This is a genomic window from Exiguobacterium sp. UBA7533 (assembly GCF_002479335.1).
GTDB lineage: Bacteria > Bacillota > Bacilli > Exiguobacteriales > Exiguobacteriaceae > Exiguobacterium_A.
The window spans coordinates 113701-136298 of the sequence record NZ_DLMP01000018.1; the positions used below are offsets into that span (position 1 = coordinate 113701).

At 49.0% G+C, this 22598-nt stretch carries 22 protein-coding genes and 3 riboswitches; of the genes, 10 read left to right on the plus strand and 12 right to left on the minus strand.

Going from position 1 to position 22598, the window contains the following annotated elements; translation table 11 throughout:
• The first annotated feature begins 70 nt into the window (after positions 1-70).
• From B2U10_RS15070 to treC, 8 genes are all read left to right on the plus strand, one after another.
• Entirely contained in the window at positions 71-439 is a 369-nt protein-coding gene (locus tag B2U10_RS15070) for a GntR family transcriptional regulator (RefSeq protein ID WP_035410669.1), read from the plus strand.
• Positions 433-1299, plus strand: coding sequence for an ATP-binding cassette domain-containing protein (locus B2U10_RS15075; RefSeq protein WP_035410673.1), 867 nt, complete (start codon positions 433-435; stop codon positions 1297-1299). Before B2U10_RS15070 ends, B2U10_RS15075 begins: the two co-directional genes overlap by 7 nt.
• The gene (locus tag B2U10_RS15080; RefSeq protein ID WP_290788684.1) at positions 1292-2269 is read left to right on the plus strand and encodes a hypothetical protein; all 978 of its coding nucleotides are present in this window, start codon (positions 1292-1294) and stop codon (positions 2267-2269) included. The genes B2U10_RS15075 and B2U10_RS15080 overlap by 8 nt, the downstream gene beginning before the upstream one ends.
• A gap of 169 nt (positions 2270-2438) precedes the next feature.
• On the plus strand, positions 2439-3797 hold the full coding sequence (locus B2U10_RS15085; protein ID WP_290788687.1) for an alkaline phosphatase: 1359 nt from the start codon (positions 2439-2441) through the stop codon (positions 3795-3797).
• Between the two features lie 11 nt (positions 3798-3808).
• On the plus strand, positions 3809-4456 hold the full coding sequence (locus B2U10_RS15090; protein WP_290788690.1) for a DUF4352 domain-containing protein: 648 nt from the start codon (positions 3809-3811) through the stop codon (positions 4454-4456).
• Between the two features lie 128 nt (positions 4457-4584).
• Positions 4585-5292: a trehalose operon repressor gene (treR, locus tag B2U10_RS15095; protein ID WP_290753009.1), complete on the plus strand. Its 708-nt coding sequence runs from the start codon at positions 4585-4587 to the stop codon at positions 5290-5292.
• 182 nt (positions 5293-5474) lie between these two features.
• Positions 5475-6914 (plus strand): PTS system trehalose-specific EIIBC component, encoded by a 1440-nt coding sequence (treP, locus tag B2U10_RS15100; RefSeq protein ID WP_056064163.1) that lies wholly within the window; start codon positions 5475-5477, stop codon positions 6912-6914.
• A 21-nt stretch (positions 6915-6935) separates the two neighbouring features.
• Positions 6936-8576, plus strand: a complete 1641-nt coding sequence (gene treC, locus B2U10_RS15105) for an alpha,alpha-phosphotrehalase (protein ID WP_290788694.1) — start codon at positions 6936-6938, stop codon at positions 8574-8576.
• Positions 8577-8813: 237 nt separating this feature from the next.
• Here treC and B2U10_RS15110 read toward each other — a convergent pair whose 3' ends face one another.
• The 10 genes from B2U10_RS15110 to B2U10_RS15155 all read right to left on the minus strand — a co-directional run bounded on the left by B2U10_RS15110 (position 8814) and on the right by B2U10_RS15155 (position 19333).
• On the minus strand, positions 8814-10172 hold the full coding sequence (locus B2U10_RS15110; protein WP_290788697.1) for an alanine/glycine:cation symporter family protein: 1359 nt from the start codon (positions 10170-10172) through the stop codon (positions 8814-8816).
• A gap of 609 nt (positions 10173-10781) precedes the next feature.
• The gene (locus tag B2U10_RS15115) at positions 10782-11603 is read right to left on the minus strand and encodes a DUF6612 family protein (RefSeq protein ID WP_035410693.1); all 822 of its coding nucleotides are present in this window, start codon (positions 11601-11603) and stop codon (positions 10782-10784) included.
• Positions 11604-11815: 212 nt separating this feature from the next.
• On the minus strand, positions 11816-12274 hold the full coding sequence (gene ribE / locus B2U10_RS15120; protein WP_035395821.1) for a 6,7-dimethyl-8-ribityllumazine synthase: 459 nt from the start codon (positions 12272-12274) through the stop codon (positions 11816-11818).
• Positions 12271-13461: a GTP cyclohydrolase II gene (gene ribA, locus B2U10_RS15125; RefSeq protein ID WP_290788700.1), complete on the minus strand. Its 1191-nt coding sequence runs from the start codon at positions 13459-13461 to the stop codon at positions 12271-12273. The genes ribE (B2U10_RS15120) and ribA overlap by 4 nt, the downstream gene beginning before the upstream one ends.
• Positions 13461-14087 carry a riboflavin synthase gene (gene ribE, locus B2U10_RS15130; protein ID WP_290788703.1) on the minus strand — a complete coding sequence of 209 codons (627 nt, stop codon included), beginning with the start codon at positions 14085-14087 and terminating at the stop codon, positions 13461-13463. The genes ribA and ribE (B2U10_RS15130) overlap by 1 nt, the downstream gene beginning before the upstream one ends.
• A complete protein-coding gene (ribD, locus tag B2U10_RS15135) occupies positions 14072-15112 on the minus strand; it encodes a bifunctional diaminohydroxyphosphoribosylaminopyrimidine deaminase/5-amino-6-(5-phosphoribosylamino)uracil reductase RibD (protein ID WP_290788705.1) in 1041 nt (346 codons plus the stop codon). The genes ribE (B2U10_RS15130) and ribD overlap by 16 nt, the downstream gene beginning before the upstream one ends.
• A gap of 158 nt (positions 15113-15270) precedes the next feature.
• A riboswitch (FMN riboswitch) is annotated at positions 15271-15415 on the minus strand.
• Positions 15416-15598: 183 nt separating this feature from the next.
• A complete protein-coding gene (locus B2U10_RS15140) occupies positions 15599-16804 on the minus strand; it encodes a M20 family metallopeptidase (protein ID WP_290788708.1) in 1206 nt (401 codons plus the stop codon).
• A gap of 22 nt (positions 16805-16826) precedes the next feature.
• Positions 16827-17645 (minus strand): MetQ/NlpA family ABC transporter substrate-binding protein, encoded by an 819-nt coding sequence (locus B2U10_RS15145; protein ID WP_290788711.1) that lies wholly within the window; start codon positions 17643-17645, stop codon positions 16827-16829.
• Positions 17646-17664: 19 nt separating this feature from the next.
• Positions 17665-18315 (minus strand): methionine ABC transporter permease, encoded by a 651-nt coding sequence (locus B2U10_RS15150; RefSeq protein WP_023469541.1) that lies wholly within the window; start codon positions 18313-18315, stop codon positions 17665-17667.
• Positions 18305-19333: a methionine ABC transporter ATP-binding protein gene (locus B2U10_RS15155; RefSeq protein ID WP_290788714.1), complete on the minus strand. Its 1029-nt coding sequence runs from the start codon at positions 19331-19333 to the stop codon at positions 18305-18307. Before B2U10_RS15155 ends, B2U10_RS15150 begins: the two co-directional genes overlap by 11 nt.
• A gap of 86 nt (positions 19334-19419) precedes the next feature.
• A riboswitch (SAM riboswitch) is annotated at positions 19420-19523 on the minus strand.
• 249 nt (positions 19524-19772) lie between these two features.
• A riboswitch (SAM riboswitch) is annotated at positions 19773-19874 on the plus strand.
• Positions 19875-19941: 67 nt separating this feature from the next.
• On the opposite strand from B2U10_RS15155, the gene B2U10_RS15160 reads away from it, so the two are divergent.
• A complete protein-coding gene (locus tag B2U10_RS15160) occupies positions 19942-20700 on the plus strand; it encodes an alpha/beta hydrolase (RefSeq protein WP_290753029.1) in 759 nt (252 codons plus the stop codon).
• A gap of 83 nt (positions 20701-20783) precedes the next feature.
• On the opposite strand, the gene B2U10_RS15165 is transcribed toward B2U10_RS15160, so the two are convergent.
• On the minus strand, positions 20784-21398 hold the full coding sequence (locus tag B2U10_RS15165; protein ID WP_035410895.1) for a thymidine kinase: 615 nt from the start codon (positions 21396-21398) through the stop codon (positions 20784-20786).
• A 183-nt stretch (positions 21399-21581) separates the two neighbouring features.
• On the opposite strand from B2U10_RS15165, the gene B2U10_RS15170 reads away from it, so the two are divergent.
• Positions 21582-22232, plus strand: a complete 651-nt coding sequence (locus tag B2U10_RS15170) for a DedA family protein (RefSeq protein WP_052019115.1) — start codon at positions 21582-21584, stop codon at positions 22230-22232.
• Positions 22233-22267: 35 nt separating this feature from the next.
• On the opposite strand, the gene B2U10_RS15175 is transcribed toward B2U10_RS15170, so the two are convergent.
• The gene (locus B2U10_RS15175) at positions 22268-22513 is read right to left on the minus strand and encodes a type B 50S ribosomal protein L31 (RefSeq protein WP_023469546.1); all 246 of its coding nucleotides are present in this window, start codon (positions 22511-22513) and stop codon (positions 22268-22270) included.
• Positions 22514-22598: the final 85 nt, after the last annotated feature.

A 22598-nucleotide genomic window follows, 5' to 3' on the forward strand; every position in this document is an offset into this window, starting at 1 on the left:
TTGACAGACAGGTTTTGAATTCCTATAATTGGTGTATTAATTGAACTAGTACACTTAAGGAGGTGAAGAAATGTTCACCGTCGATCCAAAAAGTCCGTTACCGATCTATGAACAACTGGTCGCTCAAATCATCCGCTCGATTGCCCGTGGTCTACTCCGCTCTGGCGAACAGATGCCATCCGTCCGTGAACTTGCTGGTACACTCCTTGTCAATCCGAACACTGTCTCCCGCGCCTATCAGGAACTCGAGAGCCGCAACTTCATCGTCACGATGCGCGGCAAAGGCTCCTTCATCTCAGATATTCCACTTCATGAAGTCAAGAAAGCCGCCATTCAAGATCCACTCATTCGTCTTTGTTCCGTCGCCGACGAACTCTCCATTTCAAACGAAGAACTCTATCAACTCATCTTACACATTAGGGAGGATTCCTCATGTTGACCGTTTCTCATCTAACGAAACAAATTGACCGTACCATGATTTATGAAAATGCATCCTTTACTCTACCAGCAGGAACGATTACTGCGTTGATCGGGCGTAATGGTGCCGGAAAAACGACATTACTGAAAACACTTGTCGGTGCTCTTGAGCCAACGCGCGGAAAAGTTGAATGGAATGGCGAGTCGATCCACCACGTCCCGAAGACACGCGAGCACCTTTTCCTCGTTCCGGATTCTGTTTCCGTCTATCGCCAGATGACACTCGGTGAACTGATCAACTTCTACAATGCGTTCTATCCGAACTTCGAGAAAACGTACATCGAAAACTATTGTCGTTCGTCAAACCTCGATCGCGGACGTCGTGTGACGTCATTATCCAAAGGACAAGCTCAGTTGTTCCTTCTTCAACTTGCGTTCGCGACGAATGCTCCGGTCCTCTTACTGGATGAACCAACAGACGGACTCGATCGAATCAACAAACGAGATTACTTAAAGCAGCTTGTCTCGTTACTTGCGGAGCGCCAAACTGCCGTCTTGATCGCCTCACACCAACTCGAAGAGCTTGATTCACTCGCTGACCGTGTCATGACGATCGAAAAGCATCTCGTCCGTGAACCCAAAGCACTCGACGACGCCAAAGCCAGCATGCAGAAATGGCAAGTCGTCTATGAGGACGTTCCGGAATTGTCACATGCTGATCTTCACGTCTTATCCCAAACAGGTCGGGTCGTGACATTGCTCGTCTTATCCGATGCAGGCGCGCAGTATCTTGAAACGACGAACCCCTTGTTAAAAGATGCTTTGCCAGTGCAGATGGAAGATTACTTCTTAGGGACATTTGGAGGGAAACGACATGGTTAAGCAATTGATCCGTTATCATATCAAACAAGGCATCTGGCCGCTCGCTTGTTTCATTCTGCTTGCGATCTTCAGCTATGGGTTCGGCAGTTATAGCGTCATCAATGAGTTCGAGAAATACGAAGCCTCTCAGCAACCTGTTCTACTCAACGCCGTACTCGTCAGTCCCTTTTTCGCCGGATTCGCAGCGATTCTCATTGCTGTCTTCGCGATCCTGATGCTCGGTTCTGAGCGCGGGAGTGGTCGCAGCCTGATTTTGCACGCGTTACCGTTTCCGAAGGTCTGGTTGTTCTGGATCAAATGGGCGATCGGCGTCGTAACACTGATCGTGTTTCCGATCATCGGCTTCTTCGTCAGCTGGTTGTTGCTGCAAGCGTTCGGCGGTATCAATCCGTTTGATTACGTCACGTGGTCGTCACTCTTCCGAGATTTTGGTCTTTTCCTTCTATTTGATGTGACGATTTTGACGATCTTCTTATTCGCCGGAACGATCGCTGGTGATATCATCGGACAACTGTTGCTCGGCACGTTCTTCTTGTTCTTAAACTACTTCACGTATTTCAGCATCTACGCCGTCGCCCTGCTCGGTTTTGGTGTGACCTACGAGGAGTTAGACAAGCCAACAAGTTTCCTGATGACGATCACGACACCCTTCGCACTCCTTTTCGAAAGTAATGTCGATCTGAATCTAACGTATCCCGTCTTGTTCTGTTTAGCTTTGACGATTGCCTTACTCTTCTTTGGTAGCCGTCTATATATCCGCGGAGCGAACGAACGACTCGGTCGGTTCACCATTTTCCCAAAACTACACCCCACACTGATCATCACGTTCTCGATCTACACGACGATCCTGCTCGCAGGAATCATTGGTCTGATTTCGTCCGAGAACCAGTTCCTGTACTGGCTCGCGATCGTCATTCTCGCATGGCCGACGTTCAGTTCCTACCGTCGGATGATCGGGTGGAGTCGCTAATCTATACACATGTAGCCCTTCTGAGATGGTTTTTCAGAAGGGCTATTCGTTTGTCATCGTTTCTTCACAAACCTTTACAGACGGTCCATATGGATTTCATATTTTCTGCGTAAGGTTGTGTTTGTAGGTCGTAGCACCATAACCCATTACCTTTCAAGGAGGAATCCCTATGAAACTAAAACGTCTGATCCCGATTTTTGCCTTATCGACCCTTTCCCTGAGTACGATGATTTCGATGCCGGAAGCCGAAGCGAAAGCCAAACATACTCACTCACCCGAAATCCGGAACGTCATCTTCCTGATTGGTGACGGCATGGGTGTTTCATACACGTCTGCACACCGTTACTTAAAGAACGATCCTTCGACGACGACGGCTGAAAAAACAGCCTTTGATCCCTATCTCGTCGGTCAACAGATGACGTATCCGGAAGATGCGAAGGAGAATATCACCGATTCCGCCTCTGCCGCGACAGCGATGTCCTCTGGTGTGAAGACGTACAATGCAGCAATTGCGGTCGATAATGATAAATCGGAAGTCAAGACCGTCCTTGAAGCAGCCAAAGAACGTGGCAAGTCAACGGGACTCGTCGCGACATCGGAAATCACGCATGCAACACCTGCCTCATTCGGTGCGCATGACGAAAGTCGTAAAAACATGAATGCGATTGCAGATGACTATTTCAAAGAACGTGTGAACGGCAAACATAAGATTGATGTCATGCTCGGGGGTGGGAAATCGAACTTCGTCCGTCCAGACGTCGATTTGACGAAAGCGTTCAAGAAAGATGGCTATAGCTATGTCACTGACCTCAATCAGCTGCAAGCGGATAAAAATAAACAAGTGCTCGGATTGTTCGCAGACGGTGGATTACCTAAACGAATCGATCGCGAAAACTCAGTCCCGTCACTTGCTCAAATGACGAACGCTGCGATCAAACGTCTCGACTCGAATAAAAAGGGCTTCTTCCTAATGGTCGAAGGCAGTCAAATCGACTGGGCTGGACACGACAATGATATCGTTGGTGCAATGAGTGAAATGGAAGATTTCGAACGTGCCTTCAAAGCTGCGATCGCTTTCGCGAAGAAGGATAAGCATACACTCGTCGTCGCAACAGCCGACCACTCGACTGGTGGTTACTCGATTGGTGCGGATGGCATCTACAACTGGTTCGCCGAACCGATCAAAGCAGCGAAGAAGACACCTGACTTCATGGCGCAGCAAATCGTCGAAGGCGCGGACGTACGGAAAACGTTAATGAAGTACATCGACCAAGACAAACTCGCCTTGACGGATCAAGAAATCGACAGCATCTCTCGCGCTGCTGAATCGAAAACATTACTCGACATCGATAATGCCATCGAAGAGATCTTCAACGAACGCTCGCATACGGGCTGGACGACAGGTGGTCATACGGGTGAAGACGTACCCGTCTACGCGTTCGGTCCTGCGAAAGACCGATTCGCTGGTCAAGTCGATAACACGGATCACGCCAAAATCATCTTCGATCTGTTGAAGGCGAAGAAATAAGGAGACGTCTCATGAAACAGATCCTTGCTACTTTGATGCTTGGGACAGTGCTCGCTGGTTGTAGCACTTCCGCATCACAAGACACACCGAAAGAACCATCGTCTGCGAAACAAGAGCAGCCGGTACTGCTTGAAAAAACAAGCGCCTATGTCCCGAACCCACAACTTCCAGATGATCGTCAGCTGACGATAATCGATCAAACCGTGACGGACGACAAAGGCGACCTGACGTTAAAACAGTTCAAACCAGTGAATGAAACGCGGAAGATTGGTCCAATCAAGATGACGATCGAAGAAATCAAAGTCTTTCACGCCCGTCCAAGCTACGGCATGATCGATTTCTTCCATGGTTATACGCACGATGAGTCCTTTGATCTGATGAAGATACGTGTCACGATCACAAACACGAGTGACGCACCCGTCACCTTTAATCCCGTTGCTCATTTCAAACTGGATGACGAAGCGGAAAAGACACTTGAAGACGATGTCTATCTCGAATCCCTGGCAAAGACATATGCTCCGTCTGAAACTCATAGTGGTAACTTTGGATTCATCTTGGAACGCCCGGTCACATCAATCGAACTCTTGACGAGTGACGTACTCGATGAAAAACAAGCGGTCCTCCAAAAGGGTACGACGTATTCGACATCCCTTCGTTAACTACCCTTCACACTTTTGCGCTCCATCTGTTTTCCGGTTGTACCCGGACCATAGGTGGAGCTATTTTGATGCCTGTATTCGTTCCATGCTACACTAAAAGCACTATTTGAGTGCAAAGGACGGATTGTATGCCGAAATACTTAACCATTTATCATCAACTCGCACAACGGATTCAAGAAGGAACGCTTCCAGCTGACATGAAATTACCTTCTGAGACAGAATTGATGCATGAATTCGAGGCGAGTCGTGGAACGGTCCGAAAAGCGATCGATGCGCTGCAAGAGAAAGGCTTCGTTCGCAAACACCAAGGAAAGGGTGTCTTCGTTTTGTCGCAAGAAGCGATTGAGTTTCAGTTCAACGGAATCGTCAGCTTTTCGGAAGCGCATCGCCGGATGGGTCGACATGCTGTCGAGACGGATGTGCTATCGTGCGAAGTGCTCTCCGCCTCTCCTGAGCTCGCTTCGTTATTGCATGTGGCACAAGGAACAGACGTGACCCGTATTGAGCGGATTCGTCAGATTGATGGCGAACGCGTCATCCGTGACATTAATCATTTCGTGACCGCACTTGTGCCCGGCCTAACCGCTGACATTGCTAAAGGGTCCATCTATCATTACATTGAAGAGACACTCGGCCGGCAGATCAGCTATGCGAAACGAAAGATTGAAGCGCGCCCTGCGACACGTGAAGACCAAGAACGACTTGATCTTCACGACATGACACACGTCATCGTCGTCACGAACGATACGTACTTCTATGAAGGCCAACATTTCGAGCGAACGGAATCACGTCACCGCCTCGATAAATTTCAATTTACCGATATCGCACGGCGTTGAATAGATGGTGATCCATGAGGGAATCCGTACATGACGGGTTCTCTCTTTTTTTAACATCTTAACTTATCTATATAAGTTCTTGACCAACTTATATAGATAAGTTAAGATAAATGTGCGCAGATAAGAAAACGTTTTCATTTCAAAAGTGGTCGAGTACGTCACTTCCAAAAAGGAGCATCGAGATGAAACCAAACTATCGTCAGATTGCAGAGCAAATCATTGAGAAAATCGGAGGCAAGGAGAACGTTGAGCAGGCAGCTCACTGCGTCACCCGTCTTCGCTTAACGCTTAAAAATCAAGAGCTTGTCGACCAAGAAGCCTTACTTGAAGTTCCGCTCGTCAAAGGCGCGTTCTTGAACGCAGGCGTCTATCAAATCGTCATTGGTGCCGGTGATGTCGACCGGGTCTATGCTGAATTCATTCAACTGACTGGTTTGCAGGCGACAACGATTGCGGACGTTAAATCGTCAGGAGCGGCGAAAATGAACCCGTTCCAAAAGTTGATCAAAGTCTTTTCCGACGTCTTCATGCCCATCATCCCGGCGATCATCGTCGCTGGTCTCTTAATGGGGATCAATAACCTGTTCGGTATCGAATTCGGTGGCAAGACGATGATTGATCGTTATCCGAATCTACAAGGATTATGGGACCTGATCAATATGATGGCAAATACCGCTTTCGTCTTCCTCCCGGCACTCGTCGGCTGGTCGGCAACGAAACGCTTCGGTGGAAGTGAGATCCTCGGGATCGTCATGGGTCTGATGCTTGTTCACCCTGATCTCTTAAACGCTTGGAATTACGGACAGAGCGCTTTAAAAGGTGAAATTCCGACGTTCAACATCCTCGGTCTGTTTGAAATCGAAAAAGTCGGCTATCAAGGACAAATTCTCCCGGTGCTCGCAGCCGCTTATGTCCTTAGTACGATTGAACGCTGGCTCAAAAAACGCGTACCGAACGCAATCCAATTACTCGTCGTACCGATTACGACGATCACGTTAACCGGCTTCCTCGCCCTTGCCGTCATCGGACCGGTCACACGTCAAGTTGGTGACTGGATCACGATTGGTGTCGTCAATACGTTCGAAGCTGTTCCATTACTCGGTGCCTTATTATTCGGTGCACTCTACGCACCGCTCGTCATCACCGGCATGCATCACATGTTCATCGCCGTCGACTTACAGTTGATCGGACAAAGCGGAACGACGTTTATCTGGCCGATGATCGCGATCTCGAATATCGCCCAAGGTTCAGCAACGCTTGCGATGCTTTTCCTCGCGAAAAACGTCAACGATAAGAACATGGCGTCGACGTCGGCCCTATCCGCTTACTTTGGGATCACGGAACCAGCGATGTTCGGGGTTAATCTTCGATTCAAATATCCGTTTTATGCGGCACTCGTCGGGTCAGCCATCGCGTCTGCCTTCATCGCAGTCAGCGGTGTCCTTGCTCCTGCAATCGGTGTCGGTGGCTTACCTGCTTTCATCTCGATCGTACCCGGGTCGATTTTGTCGTTCATTGTCGGCATGGTAATCGCAATTATCGTTCCTATTGCCTGTACGTTCCTGTTCCACTATGTCTCAACGAAACGCGCAAAAAAAGCCGCACTGAACAAAGCGGCGTAATTTCAGAAAGGTGTGTATCTGATGATCACGACAACCGATTGGCGCAAATCCGCCGTTTATCAAATCTATCCGAAGAGTTTTTATAGTCCGGAGGGCAAAGCGACCGGTACGTTGCGCGGGGTCACGGCCAAACTCGATTATCTGGCGGATCTTGGTGTCGATTACCTGTGGTTGACGCCGGTCTATGCCTCACCGCAAAACGATAATGGATATGATGTCAGTGACTATTATGCGATCGATCCCTCGTATGGAACGATGGATGATTTCGAGACGTTACTCGCAGAAACAAAACGACGTGGTCTGTCGGTCATGATGGATATCGTCGTCAATCACTGCTCGACGTCACACGCTTGGTTCGAAGAAGGACGTCATCCGGACAGTCCCTATCATGACTACTTCATTTGGCGCGAGACACCGAACGACTGGATATCGAAGTTCGGCGGTCCTGCTTGGTCATTTGATGAGGTAGCTGGTAAGTATTACTTGCACCTGTTCGACAAGACGCAAGCGGACCTGAACTGGGAAAATCCCCGACTCCGGGAAGACGTTTACGCGATGATGCGCTTTTGGCGCGATAAAGGGGTCAGTGGCTTCCGACTCGACGTCATCAACTTGATCTCGAAGACGCCAGGGCTTCCCAATGATTCCGAGGGAGACGGACGTGCGTATTATACGGACGGACCAAACATTCATGACTACTTGCAAGAGATGAACGCAGCCGTTTTTGCCGGACACGATCTCTTGACGGTCGGTGAGATGTCGTCGACGTCACTTGAACACTGCCTTCGTTATTCATCGCTTGATGAACAAGAACTGAAGATGACGTTCAACTTTCATCATTTGAAGGTCGATTATCCGAACGGTGAGAAATGGACAGCTGCACCGTTTGACTTCAAGCAACTGAAACAGATTTTCTCCGACTGGCAATCCGGCATGAACGGACAAGCCTGGAACGCAATCTTTTGGTGCAACCATGACCAGCCACGCGTCGTCAGCCGGTTTGGTGACGACGTTACGTATCGCGTCGAGAGTGCGAAGATGCTCGCGACGACGCTTCATGGCTTGCAAGGTACACCGTATATTTACCAAGGAGAAGAGATCGGAATGCCAAATCCGGATTTCACGGATCTGTCTGACTATCGTGATGTCGAAACGTTGAACGCCTATCAAGAAGCTCGAGAAAAAGGAGTTCCGGAAGAAGAGATTCTCGCTGCGATTCGTCAAAAATCACGTGATAATGCGCGGACGCCGATGCCGTGGTCGACTGCACGTAACGGTGGCTTTAGTACAGAGGAACCGTGGATCCCGGTCTCGCCGACGTATGATCAAATCAATGTCGAGGCTGCTGTCGCAGACCCTGATTCGGTCTATCATCATTACAAGCGGTTGATTCAGCTCCGCAAACAGTATGACGTGCTGACGGACGGTTCATACCGTCTGTTGACACCAGACGATTCGTCACTCTGGGCGTACGAACGTGCCACAAGCGAGGAAGAGTTGCTTGTCGTTTCGAACTTCTACGGAACAGAGACGACGTTCACGTTACCTCGTGACGGATCGGACTATACGGTGTTGCTTCATAATTATCAGCAGATGCAGACAGAGGGGTACACTTTAACGTTACGACCTTATGAATCACTGATGCTTTATCGTAAAAAGTGATTGAATGAGACGGAGCACATGCAAAAAAGAGAAGATTGGTTTCCAAGGGATACCCTAGAAACCAATCTTCTCTTTTGTTGAATAGATATAGAATGTGAATGCCTATTCCTCGACTCCTACAGGAAAAGAAAGCATGGTACATGCTTTTGTCAGGGAAAGCGAGGATGGCAGAGTCATTTGTTTTCAAAAATGATTTTTAAGCACTAGTTCCTTCCGAGTCTTTCATTTTCGCATGTTCTACGAAACTTTCCGATTCGCTTCTTCTCGTCTCAACTGTTCGCGGAACAGTCGTGTCTCGGCAATGACGACGCCGGACAGTCCAATCAAACCGATTAAGTTCGGAATCGCCATCAATCCGTTGAAGACATCAGAAATCGCCCAGACCATGTTCAAGTTCGTCGTCATTGCACCCGCTCCGGCGACTAAGACGAACAGGATGCGGTACGGTAGGATTGATTTTTGACCGAACAGATAATAGATCGATTTTTCACCGTAGTACGACCAGCCAAGAACAGTCGAATAAGCAAACATGACGAGTCCGATCGTGACGATGTATTTTCCGGCAGGACCGAGGAAGACCTCGAAGCTTGCTGTCGTCAATTCAACACCTTGTAACTTCGTATCAAGTTGTCCTCCCATGACGAGCGTCAAACCTGTGATCGAACAGACGACCAATGTATCTAAAAACACCTGCGTCATCGAAACGAGCGCTTGACGTCCTGGGAAGTCCGTTTTCGCTGCAGCGGCTGCAATCGGTGCTGAACCAAGACCCGCTTCATTTGAGAAGACACCACGCGCGACACCATAACGAATCGCTGCCCCGATCGCGCCACCCGTAATTGCTTCGCTTGAGAACGTGCTGCTGAAGATCGTCGAAATCGCACCTGGAATCAAGTCATAGTTCATGACGAGAATCAGTAATCCACTTCCAACATAGAAGAAAATCATAAACGGAACAAACAAACTGACAACTTTTCCGATTGATTTGACCCCACCAAGAATGACGACGCCTGTCAGTACCATCAATACGATCCCCGTCACGTAAAGTGGCACATCGAACGTTGATTTCATCGCGAGGGCGACCGAGTTCGTCTGGACCCCGTTCCCGATCCCGAACGCAGCGATTGAAGCGAATGCGGCAAACAAGACACCCAGCCATTTCTGCTTCAGCCCACGCTCGAGATAATACATTGGTCCCCCAGCCATCTGTCCATTTTCATCAACGACACGGTACTTGACGGCAAGGATGGCTTCCGCATACTTCGTCGCCATCCCGAATAGACCGGACAACCACATCCAAACGATCGCACCCGGTCCGCCGAGGACGACGGCGGTTGCGACACCAACGATATTCCCCGTACCAACGGTCGCAGCCAGTGCCGTCATCAATGCTTGAAAGTGACTGATGTCGCCTTCCGACTTATCGTCCTGATGCTTCGAAAACGCAAGCTTCAGCGCATACGGTAGTTTGGTAATTTGAATGAATCCTAAGCGAATCGTCAAGTAAACCCCCGTACCGACCAACAGAATAAGTAACGGTGGTCCCCAAACAAGATTGGACACCGTACTGATCCAGTCACTAAATGAATTTCCCATTCGTGTTACCTCCCTTTATGAAATATGTAGTTCTTTACCATTTTTTCAGAATTTACTGATAATTGTCAAACTATTTTTTTATGAAACTATTTTGATACTTCTTCATTTCAATAATATGCAAATAGTTGTGATTCATACTTCACCGTCTCGGAACAACTGACGAAATCGTGAAATTTAATAATCAATAGGCTAAGAATAACGGAGCAACGATCACGGATACCGTTAACACAGCACACATCCTCCTGTTCACTACGATCGTTGTCATTGGAGTGTTCAGTGTAATCTTTATTATCTTGATTTTATAATCGATCTTCGGTCCTCTTCGCCAACTGCAGGCAAAACCTACGAACTTGCCACTCAAGACGATCGAACATTTGAATGCCGCGTCCGGTGGGGTGCTGTCCTTCATCGATACGAAAGTCGTCAATGACAATGATTTATTCGAAGCTATCTCGATTCAATACTAGAATGACGCTCAAGCATTCCGCGATATGCACGAACAGATTTCCGTCAGTCAAAAACAGACGGAAGCACTAAAAGAAGTTCTTCGTCAGTTCCAAGTCTCAAAAAAGTCCCCTTATCTTCATGGAAGAGAGGGGACTTCGATGTTTATTGTGCTGCACCTGTGAGCGGTTGTGCATCTTTTGCTTCCGCAGGTAATTTGATTTCGCTGATCTCATTGAATTTTGAGAACGTCGACTCGTTCTTCATATTGAACTCGGTATCTTTTTCAATCGCAAACACCATGTCCATATCGAGTGATTTCGGATAGAATGTTTTCGCATCATACGTCATCGTGTAATTCATTTTTTTGTAATCGATGCTGTCCATCGCATCTTTCATCTGTGCCATCTGTCCTGTCTGCTCGAGCGAATCCTTCATGAATGCTTTGAGGTCGTCCCCTTTTAGTTTGACGTCGATTTGATAAACGTCACCCTCTTTTTTGGCGGTCCAGTTGTCTTTGTACTTTTTCAGTAGCTTGAGATTTTGATCCGTCGATGCCGATGACTCCATCGCCTCAACCATATCACCTAGCTCCGAGACATCTTGAACGAGCCATTGTCCGTTTTGCGATAGATACATCTTATCGTCGACGATATAGCTCTCGATCGACATGTCCTTACCGTCCTGTGGATTTTTCATCGTCATCGTCTGATGCATCGTAAGCGGCTTCTGGATGATATCGGCTGATACCTTCTGATCTACTGCCATCTCACCTGCTTTTGAATTGACTGTCCCCTCCATGTGGAACGATTTAATATCTTTTTGAGCGGCTGTCGCTTTATTCAGTAATTCCGTATTCGAGAGTTCCCCCGACTTCGTCGAACCAGACCCACTGCCACTACCCGAATCTGTCTGCCCATCTTGACATCCAGCTAGTCCAATCGATGCTGCGACGATCCCAGCTGCTACCCACCTTGTTTTCTTCATATTCATTTCCTCCTTTATACGCGTTACCCTGATTTACGAAAAACATTGGAAAATGTTTCAAAGTTTCTTTATTACCTCATTACCGTTCTTCTTCAAAACAAATCCTCATATTTCAAATCTACTATTCTTTTTTTGAAATTTGATTTATCACCTGCAAAATGTCCACAAAAAAATAGGATGACGGAAACTTCCGTCACCCTATCCTTATTTCGTTAGATCGTGCGTAAAAGATTCGCCATCTCAATCGCGGAAACGGCAGCTTCGTAGCCTTTATTTCCAGCTTTCGTACCGGCACGTTCGACCGCTTGCTCGATCGAATCCGTCGTCAGGACACCGAAGATGATGGGTACGCCTGTATCACGCGACGCACTCGCGACACCTTTCGCGACTTCGTTACAGACATAGTCATAGTGTGATGTTGCTCCGCGGATGACGGCACCCAGTGTGATGACCGCATCATACTTACCGCTTTTCGCTAACTTTTCCGCAACGAGTGGAATTTCAAATGCTCCAGGAACCCATGCTGTATCCACAGCATCCGCCGCAACACCGTGACGACGGAACGCGTCGTTCGCTCCTCCGACGAGTTTTGATGTGATCAATTCATTAAAACGTGCTGCGACGATTGCGACGCGTAGTCCTTCTCCTGTTAAGAAACCTTCGTAAATCATGATGTGTGTCCTCCTTGGATATCGAGCCAGTGCCCGAGTTTCGTTTGTTTTGTTTTCAGATAACGCTGATTTTCCGGTTCAACGGGTACTTGATGGGGAACACGTTCGATGACTTCAATCCCCTCTTGCTCGAGCACCCGTTGTTTGTCTGGATTGTTCGTCATCAAGCGAATCTTCGTCACGCCAAGATCACGCAACATGTTGGCCGCGACCGTATAATCACGCATGTCTGTCGGATAACCGAGTGCATGGTTCGCTTCGACTGTATCGAGTCCTTGTTCCTGCAACTCGTACGCTTTTAACTTCGCCATCAGACCGATGCCGCGTCCTTCCTGACGTAGATACAAGACGGCTCCACCTTCTCGTTCGATTCGCTCAAGTGCCGCATCGAGTTGTGAACCACAATCGCAACGTTTCGAACCGAAGACATCCCCTGTCAGACATTCCGAGTGCAGACGGACGAGCATCCCATCGTGCGCTTCACCGGATAAGACGGCGACATGTTCTTTCTTATCTTGCGTCGTATAGCCGACCATCCGGAAAGCTCCGAATGTCGTCGGAAGCAACACTTCCGCTTCCCGCGTCAATGGACGCTCGAGATACGCGACGAGTGCCTCGATCGTGATCAGTTTTAAGTCGTGTTCTTCCTTATAGAGAAGCAAATCATCCACCCGTGCCATCGTGCCATCTTCCTTGATGATTTCACAAATGACGGCAATCTCATCGCTACCGGCAAGACGGGCAAGGTCAACACCTGCTTCCGTATGTCCGCGTCGTTCCCGGACACCGCCCTCTTTTGCGATCAACGGGAAGATGTGACCCGGTCGTTTGAAGCGCTCCGGTCCATCTGTCAGCATCCGCTGGATCGTCAGCGAACGCTCTTCGGCACTGATGCCGGTCTTCGCTTCTTCATGATCAATGCTGAGCGTGAATGCCGTACCGTGCGGGTCCGTATTATTGTCCGTCATCGGCGAGAGATGTAATCGCTCTGCCACATGTGGACTAACCGGAACACAGACGAGTCCTTTTCCATACGTAATCATGAAGTTGATGTTTTCTGGTGTCGCGTGTTCTGCGAGCATGACGAGATCGCCCTCATTCTCACGATCCTCGTCATCACAGACGATGATCGGTCGTCCGTTCTTCAAATCTTCTATCGCGTCTTCAATCAAGTCGAATCCATTCATTACATGTCGCCTCCTAAGAATGCTGCCCAGTCCGTCTGTTTCTCATGTTGCGTGAAATGATAGAGATGTTTCGCCATCATGTCACACTCGATATTGACGACTGCACCGCTTGCCAATCGATCAAACGTCGTCACTTGACGGGAATGCGGAATCAATGAAATCGAGATCGTTTCCGAGGTGACGCGTTGCAAGGTCAGGCTCGTGCCGTTGATCGCGATTGATCCTTTTGGAATGCAATACTTTTGCCACGATCCGACATCAAACGTATACACCATCGCTTCTCCGTCCGGTCGCCGACTGATTAGTCGTGCCGTCCCGTCGATGTGCCCACTGACGAAATGTCCACCGAACCGACCGTCTGCCGGCATCGCCCGTTCGAGTTGCAACGGGTTTCCGACCCGGTACGTGTCGAGTGCTGTCGAACGAATCGTGTCATGGACAGCATCCGCCGTAAAACCGGTTGGGCTCATTGACGTGACCGTCAAACAAATCCCGTCGACGGCGATGCTGTCACCAATCTTCGTTCCTTCGAGCACCCGGTGCGCTTCAATTTCAAGTGCTAATCCATTCGGTCGCGGAATCTTTCGTTTTAAGGTCCCGACTTCTTCAATCAATCCGGTGAACATATCGTCTCCTCCTTTCGGATGTACGTCAGATGGAGATCCGGTCCGACCGTTTCCATCTGATCGATTTGAAAACGTTCTTCGATATCATGTCGTCCGTTCCAGGCAGTCCCTTCAAAAATCGACGGAGCTTGGTAGACTTCAATCTGGTCGACGAGATCTGCTTCAAAGAATGCGGCTTGAATCGTCGGTCCACCTTCAATCAAAACGCTGCGGATGTCTTGTTCGTATAAGCGTTTAAGAATCGCTTCCGGCGTCTCATATCCACCGACGAGCACCGTCACTTGATCGTGACTTATCCGAGGAACACTCGTCAGCCAGTACGTTGGATTTTTTCCATCGCAAAAGACTTGCGCGGTCTCTGGCACCCGACCACGGCGATCGACGATTACTCGAATCGGCTCGATGCCTGACACTGCGCGTAAAGTCAGTGCTGGATCATCGACGAGCACCGTCTCACTTCCGACGAGGATCGCATCATGGCACCCCCGCAGGGCGCGACCATTCGCGCGTGCTTCTTCTGACGTGATCCAGCGCTGTTCCCCCGTTGCCGCAATCCCGTTCATCGTCTGAGCGATTTTGACGGTCACGGTCGGACGTTTCCGTTCGATCGTTTTCCAAAACGTCTCGTAGAGGACTTCCGCTTCATGCCGTAACAAGCCGACTTCGACTTCGATTCCCTCGTCTTGAAGCCGTTTGATCCCTGAACCAGCGACAATCGCATGTTTGTCTTTCGTTGCGACGAAAACCCGTTTGATCCCGGCTTGTAGAATCGCTTCCGTACATGGTGGTGTCTTACCATGATGGTTGCATGGCTCAAGCGTCACGTAGAGATCAGCACCACGGGCGGCCTCTCCTGCCATTCGCAAGGCTTCGACTTCCGCGTGCGGACCACCGGCAAACCGGTGCGCACCAAAACCGATGATGCGTCCTTGTTTGACGATGACACAGCCGACACTTGGATTCGGACTTGTTTGTCCGTTTAACATATGTGCTAATTGCATGGCATAACTCATCATCTGTGACATCGCGTTCACTCCTTTCAAATAAAAAAGACGCCCCTTGAAAAAGGGGCGTCTGTATAGAAGGGTTCACGAAATACACGGTTCGCCTTCTGCTTTTTCGCATGCAGAAAGAGACCATCTCCTGAAAACATTTTTTCAGAAAACAGCTTGAATCGCGTCGTTTCGTTCTTCTCCCATCCGGACTTTACCGTCGGCCCTGGAATCTCACCAAGTCAGCCATGATGCGTACATCACGGGTCGCGGGCTCGTCGATCGATTGATCGCATCACCGCCGGTTGGGATTTTCACCCTACCCCGAAGAACTGGATTATTGAGTTATACAACTTTAGCCTAGCATATCTTTTTCAAGAAAACAAAGCGCAAATGCTTCGGTCTTAGCTCTTTTATGATTTCGTTCCACTTCTGTTACCCCTCCCCAATTCGTGATCTACTGGATACTAAAAATGACTGGAGCACCTGATATCAGTGCGTCCAGTCATTGTGTTCCGGTTACAAATACCCGTTCTTCCGATCGTGGAATTCTTGGGCAATCGCTCCGCGTGTCCGTTCATCAGCGAGGACGCGAAGTCCTGTCCGTGCGAGGATTTTAGCGCCTGCGATCAACGCTTCATCCCCCGCTTCCGAACGGGCTGCTTCTTTGAATGCTTCTGTATGGGCGACGAGATCGTCTGGTCCGATCTTGATATACGGATGGATTGTCGGGATGACTTGACTGATGTTACCCGCGTCCGTCGATCCAAGACCCGGTCGTTCGTCGAGGTGCACGATTTGCCCAAGCGCCTCTGCTTCTTCTTGGAAGAGACGATCAAACGTCCGATTGAAGACGAGATTGTCGACTTCATTTTGGAAAGCGATGACGTCAAGCGTCGCCCCGGTCGCAAGTGCCGCACCTTGCGCGACCGCTTTGACTTTCTCCGTGACGGCATTCAGCCGTTCCCGTGTCGTCGCCCGAATGAAGAAACGTGCTTTTGCGTATTCCGGAATGATGTTCGGCGCATCGCCACCATGCGTGATGATCCCGTGGATCCGGACATCATCCGGTAACTGCTGACGTAAAGCGTTGATCCCATTGAAGAGCTGAATGACAGCGTCGAGAGCGTTGATGCCTTCTTCCGGTGTCGCCGCTGCGTGCGCGGGACGACCCGTAAAGGCAAAATCGAGCGGATCAACCGCAAGCGAGGATCCCGTGATCCGCGTTTGTCCGGACGGATGGACCATCAAGGCCGCATCGATTCCTTCAAGCAACTGGTGTTTGACGAAACTGCCTTTCGCACTTCCGTTCGGCCCACCTTCTTCGGCTGGCGTTCCAAGCACGACGACACTCCCACCGATTTCATCAAGCACTTTGCTAAGCGCGATCGCCGCTGCGACACTCGTCGTTCCGATGATATTATGACCGCATGCGTGTCCGATGCCCGGCAACGCATCGTACTCAGCGAGAAAGGCAATTGTCGCGCCAGGTCGGTCGCTTGACTTCTTCGCGAAGAATGCGGTCTCGTGCCCTGCGACGCCGAGTTCTACTGTAAAGCCTTCTGCCGTCAAACGCTCTGCATGTAGTCGCGAAGCAAAGAATTCCTCGTTACCGATTTCCGGCGTCGCATGAATCCGGTGGCTCGTCTCAAGATACGATTCCCTTTTTTGTTCGATGTCCTGCTCAATCGTCTCTACCCATGTCGTGCGTACTGGTGTCGTCATGCTATCCACTCTCCTTTAGAATTTATTCGCCGATGTCGCTTAGTGGAACGAACGTCGGGATCGAGCTACCTTTATATTCTTTTTTGATGAAAGCCGCGACATCTTTTTGTTGGTAAAGCGACGCGATCTTTTTCAGTTCTTTTTTGTTCTTGTCTTCCGTCCGTGTCGCGATGATATTGATGTATGGTTTTGCTGTCTCGTTCTCATGGACGATCGAGTCCTTGATCGGATTTAGTCCTGCGTCAACAGCAATACCGTTATTGATGATCGATGCAGCGACGTCCGGTAAGACGCGTGGCGTTTGTCCCGCGACGATCGGAACGATTTTCAGTTTCTTCGGATTTTCAACGATCTTATCGACCGATCCATTGCCGTCGAAGTCGTCCGGTAATTTGATCAAACCTGCTTCTTGTAGTAATAAGAGGGCACGTCCCATGTTCGTCGCTTCGTTCGGAACAGCAATTTTGCCACCGACTGGAATATCTTTGACGTCCTTATATTTATCCGAGTAGATCCCCATTGGTGCAATGACGGTCGTCGCAATCGGCGACAGCTTCAACTTATGTTCCTTCTTGAAGGCGTTGAAGTAGGAAATCGTCTGGAAAGCATTGGCGTCGATCTCACCCTCAGCCAGTGCCATGTTCGGCTGGACATAATCGGAGAACTTGACGAGCTCGATTTTGATGCCTTCCTTTTCCGCTTTTTTCGCGACGTAATCCCACACTTGAGTGTCTGAACCGCTGACCCCGAGCTTGATCGTCTTTTCTTCTTCTCCTGATGCTGAGCACCCGGCAAATAAAATCGTCGTTAATGTTGCTCCAATCGCTACTGCTTTTTTCATGGCTGAATCGCTCCCTTGATTAATGTCTTCTGATTTTTCGTGCGACGATGTTGCCTGTCGTCTGTAAGCCTTGGACTAAGATAACGAGAATCCCGACCGTGATGATCATGACTTTCGTGTCGAACCGTTGATAACCGTACGTAATTGCTAAGTCACCCAGTCCACCGCCACCGATAGCACCTGCCATCGCTGATGCCCCGATCAAGCCGACTGTTGCAATCGTTAAATTAAGGATTAGGGAACCGAGTGCTTCCGGCAGAAGGAAGCGGAAAATCGTTTGGAATGGCGTCGCCCCCATCGCTTCTGCTGCCTCAAGGACACCTTTGTCGACTTCAAGTAAGGAACTCTCGATCAGCCGTGCCATATACGGGGCGGCATAAAAGACGAGTGGAACGATGGCGGCTTCTGTTCCGATCGACGTCTGGACGATCAACCGTGTCAACGGGATGATCGCAACAAGTAAGATGATGAACGGAATTGAACGGAAGATATTGACTATACTGTTGAAAAATGTGAACAGCGGGACGTTCTCGAGCAATGCCCCTTTCCGGGTGACGACGAGTAGAATGCCGAGTGGTAAGCCGATCAAGGTCGAGAATAAGAGTGAGACGGATACCATCGTCATCGTCTGCAGGAATGCCGTCCAGATATCACTGTAGTTAACTAGCATCAGCAAGCACCTCCTCGACGGTCACCTGTGCCTGATCGATGTACTGTAAGGCTCGTTTCACTTCAGCCGTCTCACCGATCAGTTCAACAAGTAATGTACCGAACGGTGTTTCCTGCAACTCCGTGATGCTACCGTGCAGGATGTTGACATCGACGTCGAAGCGTTTTGCGACTTGCGACAAGAGTGGTTGTCCGGTGTGGTGTCCGAGAAAATGAATCTTATAGATCGGATGCGCATTCCGTGACTCGATCAACTGACGAATTGATGCTGGAATTTCATCATGCATGACGGAGCGGACGAAGTTTTTCGCTGTCTCGGTCTGCGGATTTGAAAAGACATCAAAGACTGTTCCTGACTCGATCAGCTTCCCAGCTTCGATGACGGCGACCCGGTCACAAATCTCCCGGATGACACCCATCTCATGGGTGATCAAGAGAATCGTAATCCCGTATTCCGCATTGATGCGTTTTAATAACTGGAGGATATGATGTGTCGTCTGAGGATCGAGTGCTGACGTCGCTTCGTCACATAAGAGGACGGATGGTTGCGTCGCTAGTGCCCGGGCGATGCCGACACGTTGCTTTTGTCCGCCGGATAATTGATCCGGATAATGATCCGCCTTGTCTGCGAGATCGACGAATTCGAGCAATTCCGTCACCCGGCGACGAATCTCGTCTTTCTTGACACCTGCGAGAACGAGTGGTTTCGCAACGTTCGTAAAGACCGTGTTCGCATTCAATAGATTGAAGTGTTGAAAGATCATCCCGATCCGCTGTTTCGCTTGACGTAATTTTTTGGGTGATAGTTGTGTTAAATCTTCCCCGTCGACCGTCACTGTTCCTGACGTCGGTCGTTCTAACAGGTTGACGCAGCGGAGCAATGAACTTTTTCCGGCACCGCTAAAGCCGATGACACCGAAGATTTCGCCTTTCTCGATCGTCAGGTCGACACCGTCGAGTGCTGCGATCGTCTGATCCTTCGTGACGTACGTTTTTTTGACTTGATGAAATGCAATCATTCCGCTTTCCCCCTTCATTCAACAAAAAAGGTCCCTTCTTGAGAAACAAGAAGAGACCTGGATCCGCGCAGTGGCAGAATCCACTCCACTCATCTCTCAGACATCTGTCTGATGGAATTGGCACAGTGCTCACAATGAGTCTGTTGCCGAGGTTTCGTAGGGCCAGTCCCTCCACCTCTCTGGATAAGTATTGCGGTATGAAATTCGTATGTGTGTTGTTGCGTTGTTGCTTATGTCGTAAAACTAATTTTTACATTACGGGTCGAACCTTTAAAAGTCAACCAACTTTGCAAAAATAATCCATTTGTCGCATATCGATTGAGTCATAAGTTATGAGTTAGCTGAAAGAACAAATCACGATTCGTCCAGAACGATTTGACAAGGCATTTTCGGTCGTGCTACCATCGTTTCAATGATTAATCCGACAATTCCAATATGATATTTATCAAGAGTGAACGAGAGACCTGGCTCTATGACTTCACGGCAACCTGCAATCTGTAAGGTGCTCCGACCAGCAAAGCGCGGCTTTGGATGATACGGTGAAAAACTCGTGGGCGTCCAAGCAGTGACGTTGACGAGTTTTTTTCACGAATGGAGGAAAAATAGTAATGATGAACTATCCTGTATTGACTGGTGCTGAAGCATTTTATCTTCAAGGTGGACCGATCGGCATTTTAATCTGTCATGGTTTTAATGCGACCCCGCAAAGTGTTCGGGACGTCGGTGAGGCATTTGCTGCTAAAGGATTCACTGTCTATGCTCCACGTTTGCGTGGTCACGGGACGAACGTCCGTGAGTTCGAACAATCGACTGCTCGATGTTGGAAGCAGAGCCTGCAAGACGGCTATGCACGTTTACAAGAAACATGCGATCAAGTCTTCGTCATCGGTCAATCGATGGGCGCGACGCTCGCACTATCGCTCGCCGCTGACGGGATTCCATTTTCAGGCATCATTACGATCAATGCCGCTCTCTCCGTTCCGTCTTATGAAGCACTGTCGTTTGAAGATGGTCCACAATACCTACCTGAAGGGGCACCGGATATCAAACGGTCTGCTTTCGAAATCATCTATGACCTCGTTCCGAGTCGTTGTGCATTCGAACTCGTCCGCTTGATGGATGAGACGAAAGGACGCCTTGGATCGATCCTTCTACCGACATTGATTCTTTACTCGGCGACCGATCACGTCGTTCCGCCGTCGAGCTCGGATTACCTGCATCAGCATATCGGGACGAATGATAAACGAATCTACTGTCTCCTTAACTCGTACCACGTCGCGACCCTCGATCATGATCAGGATTTGATCGTGCGTGAGACGATTCGTTTCATCGAACGCTCGAGTCGTTTCTCACAGGAAACGGGATAATAAAAAAAACAGCTATTCGTCTTCACTTAGAAGCGAACAGCTGTTACATCAAAGGACGACCATCATCGGTTCGTCTTTTTTGTTTATCCTTTTTGGTGCTGCATCGTTTGGAGCGGCTTCGGCTTTCCTGGCACTTCATGGCAGTGGCGGCACCGTGGCTCATACGATTCTGAAGCGCCGACTAAAATGATCGGATCATCATAGTTCGCTGGTTTTCCATCAATCAAACGTTGTGTCCGGGAAGCCGGATCGCCACATGAGAGACAGATCGCCTGAAGTTTCGTCACAAATTCTGCGCGCGCCAGTAATTCTGGCATCTTGCCAAATGGCTCTGCCCGGAAATCCTGATCGAGTCCTGCACAAATGACGCGTTTTCCGTCTTGCGCAAGTGCTTCGATGACTTGAACGATCTCATCATCAAAGAATTGAACTTCATCAATTCCGACAATTTGTGTTTCTTCCGCTACTGCTGCATAGAGATCACGACTCGTCGCCATTGGAATCGCCACGACGGAATTTCCGATGTGAGAGACGACATGCTCTTCATGGTACCGGTCATCGATTGCCGGCTTGAATACTTGAACGGGCAGTTTGCCGTACTGTGCCCGTCTGACACGACGAATCAACTCTTCCGATTTCCCGGAAAACATACTGCCACAAATTACTTCGATCCAGCCGTACTGATTTATTACATGCATCATCGTCCGACACCGTCCTCTAAAAATAGTCACTTTAACGAGTATAGCTCGAAACGGTATTGAGAAAAAGGGTTGACTTCCGGAAATCAAAATTCATTTTTTCTTTACCTAGAATTTTTGTCCTTTCATTCCAACCTTCATCCATTTCCTGTACACTAAAGAAGAAGATTCTCGCGAAAGAAGGTGTCCCCGATTCATCATCTCTTACATGACATTCTGCACCAATATGGCGCCCTTGGTCTTTCCGTCCTTCTCGCAGGTGGTATCGTGGGATTGCCGGTTCCTGATGAGACCTTGCTCGTCCTGTCCGGTTTTTGGATGCATCAAGGCAATCTACCGCTGTTCGGTACGATTCTTGCCGCTTACGCTGGCAGTTGCATTGGAATGACGATTAGCTACGTGCTGGGCTTAAAACTCGGCATGCCCCTGTTGCATCGCGTCGGACCAAAGATGCGCATCTCAGAAAAACACATTCTCTCCGCTGAAGCCGGATTTCGTCGTTACGGCAAATCGGTCTTGATCATCGGTTACTACATACCTGGTCTTCGCCAACTCTCTGCCTTTTTTGCAGGTGTTTCAAAAATGCCGTTTCGCATTTTTGCGAGTTACGCGTATACAGGTGCTTTGATTTGGGTCAGTGTGTTCTTGGGCGCCGGCTACTTTGTTGGTCGTCATATCTCGTTCCATAAAGTCGTCGACTACATCTTGGCACATCCAGATGCTATGCCGTACTTGATCGGGATCGTCGGCGGGATTGCTTTCTCGTTCGTCTTAAAGACGTACCTTACGTACCGTTCGCAATTCAGCCTATACAAAAACAGCCTGCTTCCGTAATGGAGGCAGGCTGTTTTTTAAGAACCGGCAAGTAATTACTTGCGGCCGTATTTTTTGTTGAAGCGATCGACACGACCATCTGCCGCGTTGAACTTTTGACGACCTGTGTAGAATGGGTGCGAGTCTGAAGACACATCCACACGGATGAGTGGGTACTCGTTACCATCTTCCCAAGTGATCGTTTCGTTCGAAGAACGAGTAGAACCGCTTAAGAATTTGTACTCAGTCGTTGAATCCATAAATACTACTTTGTTGTAGTTAGGGTGAATTCCTTGTTTCATGGTTGATTTCTCTCCTTCCGCCCTGGTCCATTTGCTGAGCCAGAGTAAGTTACCTTCCTATACTAAACGATTTTTTTACGCGTCG

What these genes read in the sequence shown, in the direction of transcription:
- treP (WP_056064163.1), top strand. Translation starts at nt 5,475, where the DNA reads ATGAAACCAAACTATCGTCAGATTGCAGAGCAAATCATTGAGAAAATC.
- B2U10_RS15115 (WP_035410693.1), bottom strand. Translation starts at nt 11,603, where the DNA reads ATGAAGAAAACAAGGTGGGTAGCAGCTGGGATCGTCGCAGCATCGATT.
- B2U10_RS15075 (WP_035410673.1), top strand. Translation starts at nt 433, where the DNA reads ATGTTGACCGTTTCTCATCTAACGAAACAAATTGACCGTACCATGATT.
- B2U10_RS15150 (WP_023469541.1), bottom strand. Translation starts at nt 18,315, where the DNA reads ATGCTAGTTAACTACAGTGATATCTGGACGGCATTCCTGCAGACGATG.
- B2U10_RS15090 (WP_290788690.1), top strand. Translation starts at nt 3,809, where the DNA reads ATGAAACAGATCCTTGCTACTTTGATGCTTGGGACAGTGCTCGCTGGT.
- ribE (WP_035395821.1), bottom strand. Translation starts at nt 12,274, where the DNA reads ATGATTTACGAAGGTTTCTTAACAGGAGAAGGACTACGCGTCGCAATC.
- B2U10_RS15160 (WP_290753029.1), top strand. Translation starts at nt 19,942, where the DNA reads ATGATGAACTATCCTGTATTGACTGGTGCTGAAGCATTTTATCTTCAA.
- B2U10_RS15140 (WP_290788708.1), bottom strand. Translation starts at nt 16,804, where the DNA reads ATGACGACACCAGTACGCACGACATGGGTAGAGACGATTGAGCAGGAC.
- ribE (WP_290788703.1), bottom strand. Translation starts at nt 14,087, where the DNA reads ATGTTCACCGGATTGATTGAAGAAGTCGGGACCTTAAAACGAAAGATT.
- B2U10_RS15145 (WP_290788711.1), bottom strand. Translation starts at nt 17,645, where the DNA reads ATGAAAAAAGCAGTAGCGATTGGAGCAACATTAACGACGATTTTATTT.
- treC (WP_290788694.1), top strand. Translation starts at nt 6,936, where the DNA reads ATGATCACGACAACCGATTGGCGCAAATCCGCCGTTTATCAAATCTAT.
- B2U10_RS15165 (WP_035410895.1), bottom strand. Translation starts at nt 21,398, where the DNA reads ATGCATGTAATAAATCAGTACGGCTGGATCGAAGTAATTTGTGGCAGT.
- B2U10_RS15110 (WP_290788697.1), bottom strand. Translation starts at nt 10,172, where the DNA reads ATGGGAAATTCATTTAGTGACTGGATCAGTACGGTGTCCAATCTTGTT.
- B2U10_RS15175 (WP_023469546.1), bottom strand. Translation starts at nt 22,513, where the DNA reads ATGAAACAAGGAATTCACCCTAACTACAACAAAGTAGTATTTATGGAT.
- B2U10_RS15070 (WP_035410669.1), top strand. Translation starts at nt 71, where the DNA reads ATGTTCACCGTCGATCCAAAAAGTCCGTTACCGATCTATGAACAACTG.
- ribA (WP_290788700.1), bottom strand. Translation starts at nt 13,461, where the DNA reads ATGAATGGATTCGACTTGATTGAAGACGCGATAGAAGATTTGAAGAAC.
- B2U10_RS15085 (WP_290788687.1), top strand. Translation starts at nt 2,439, where the DNA reads ATGAAACTAAAACGTCTGATCCCGATTTTTGCCTTATCGACCCTTTCC.
- B2U10_RS15080 (WP_290788684.1), top strand. Translation starts at nt 1,292, where the DNA reads ATGGTTAAGCAATTGATCCGTTATCATATCAAACAAGGCATCTGGCCG.
- B2U10_RS15155 (WP_290788714.1), bottom strand. Translation starts at nt 19,333, where the DNA reads ATGATTGCATTTCATCAAGTCAAAAAAACGTACGTCACGAAGGATCAG.
- ribD (WP_290788705.1), bottom strand. Translation starts at nt 15,112, where the DNA reads ATGTCACAGATGATGAGTTATGCCATGCAATTAGCACATATGTTAAAC.
- treR (WP_290753009.1), top strand. Translation starts at nt 4,585, where the DNA reads ATGCCGAAATACTTAACCATTTATCATCAACTCGCACAACGGATTCAA.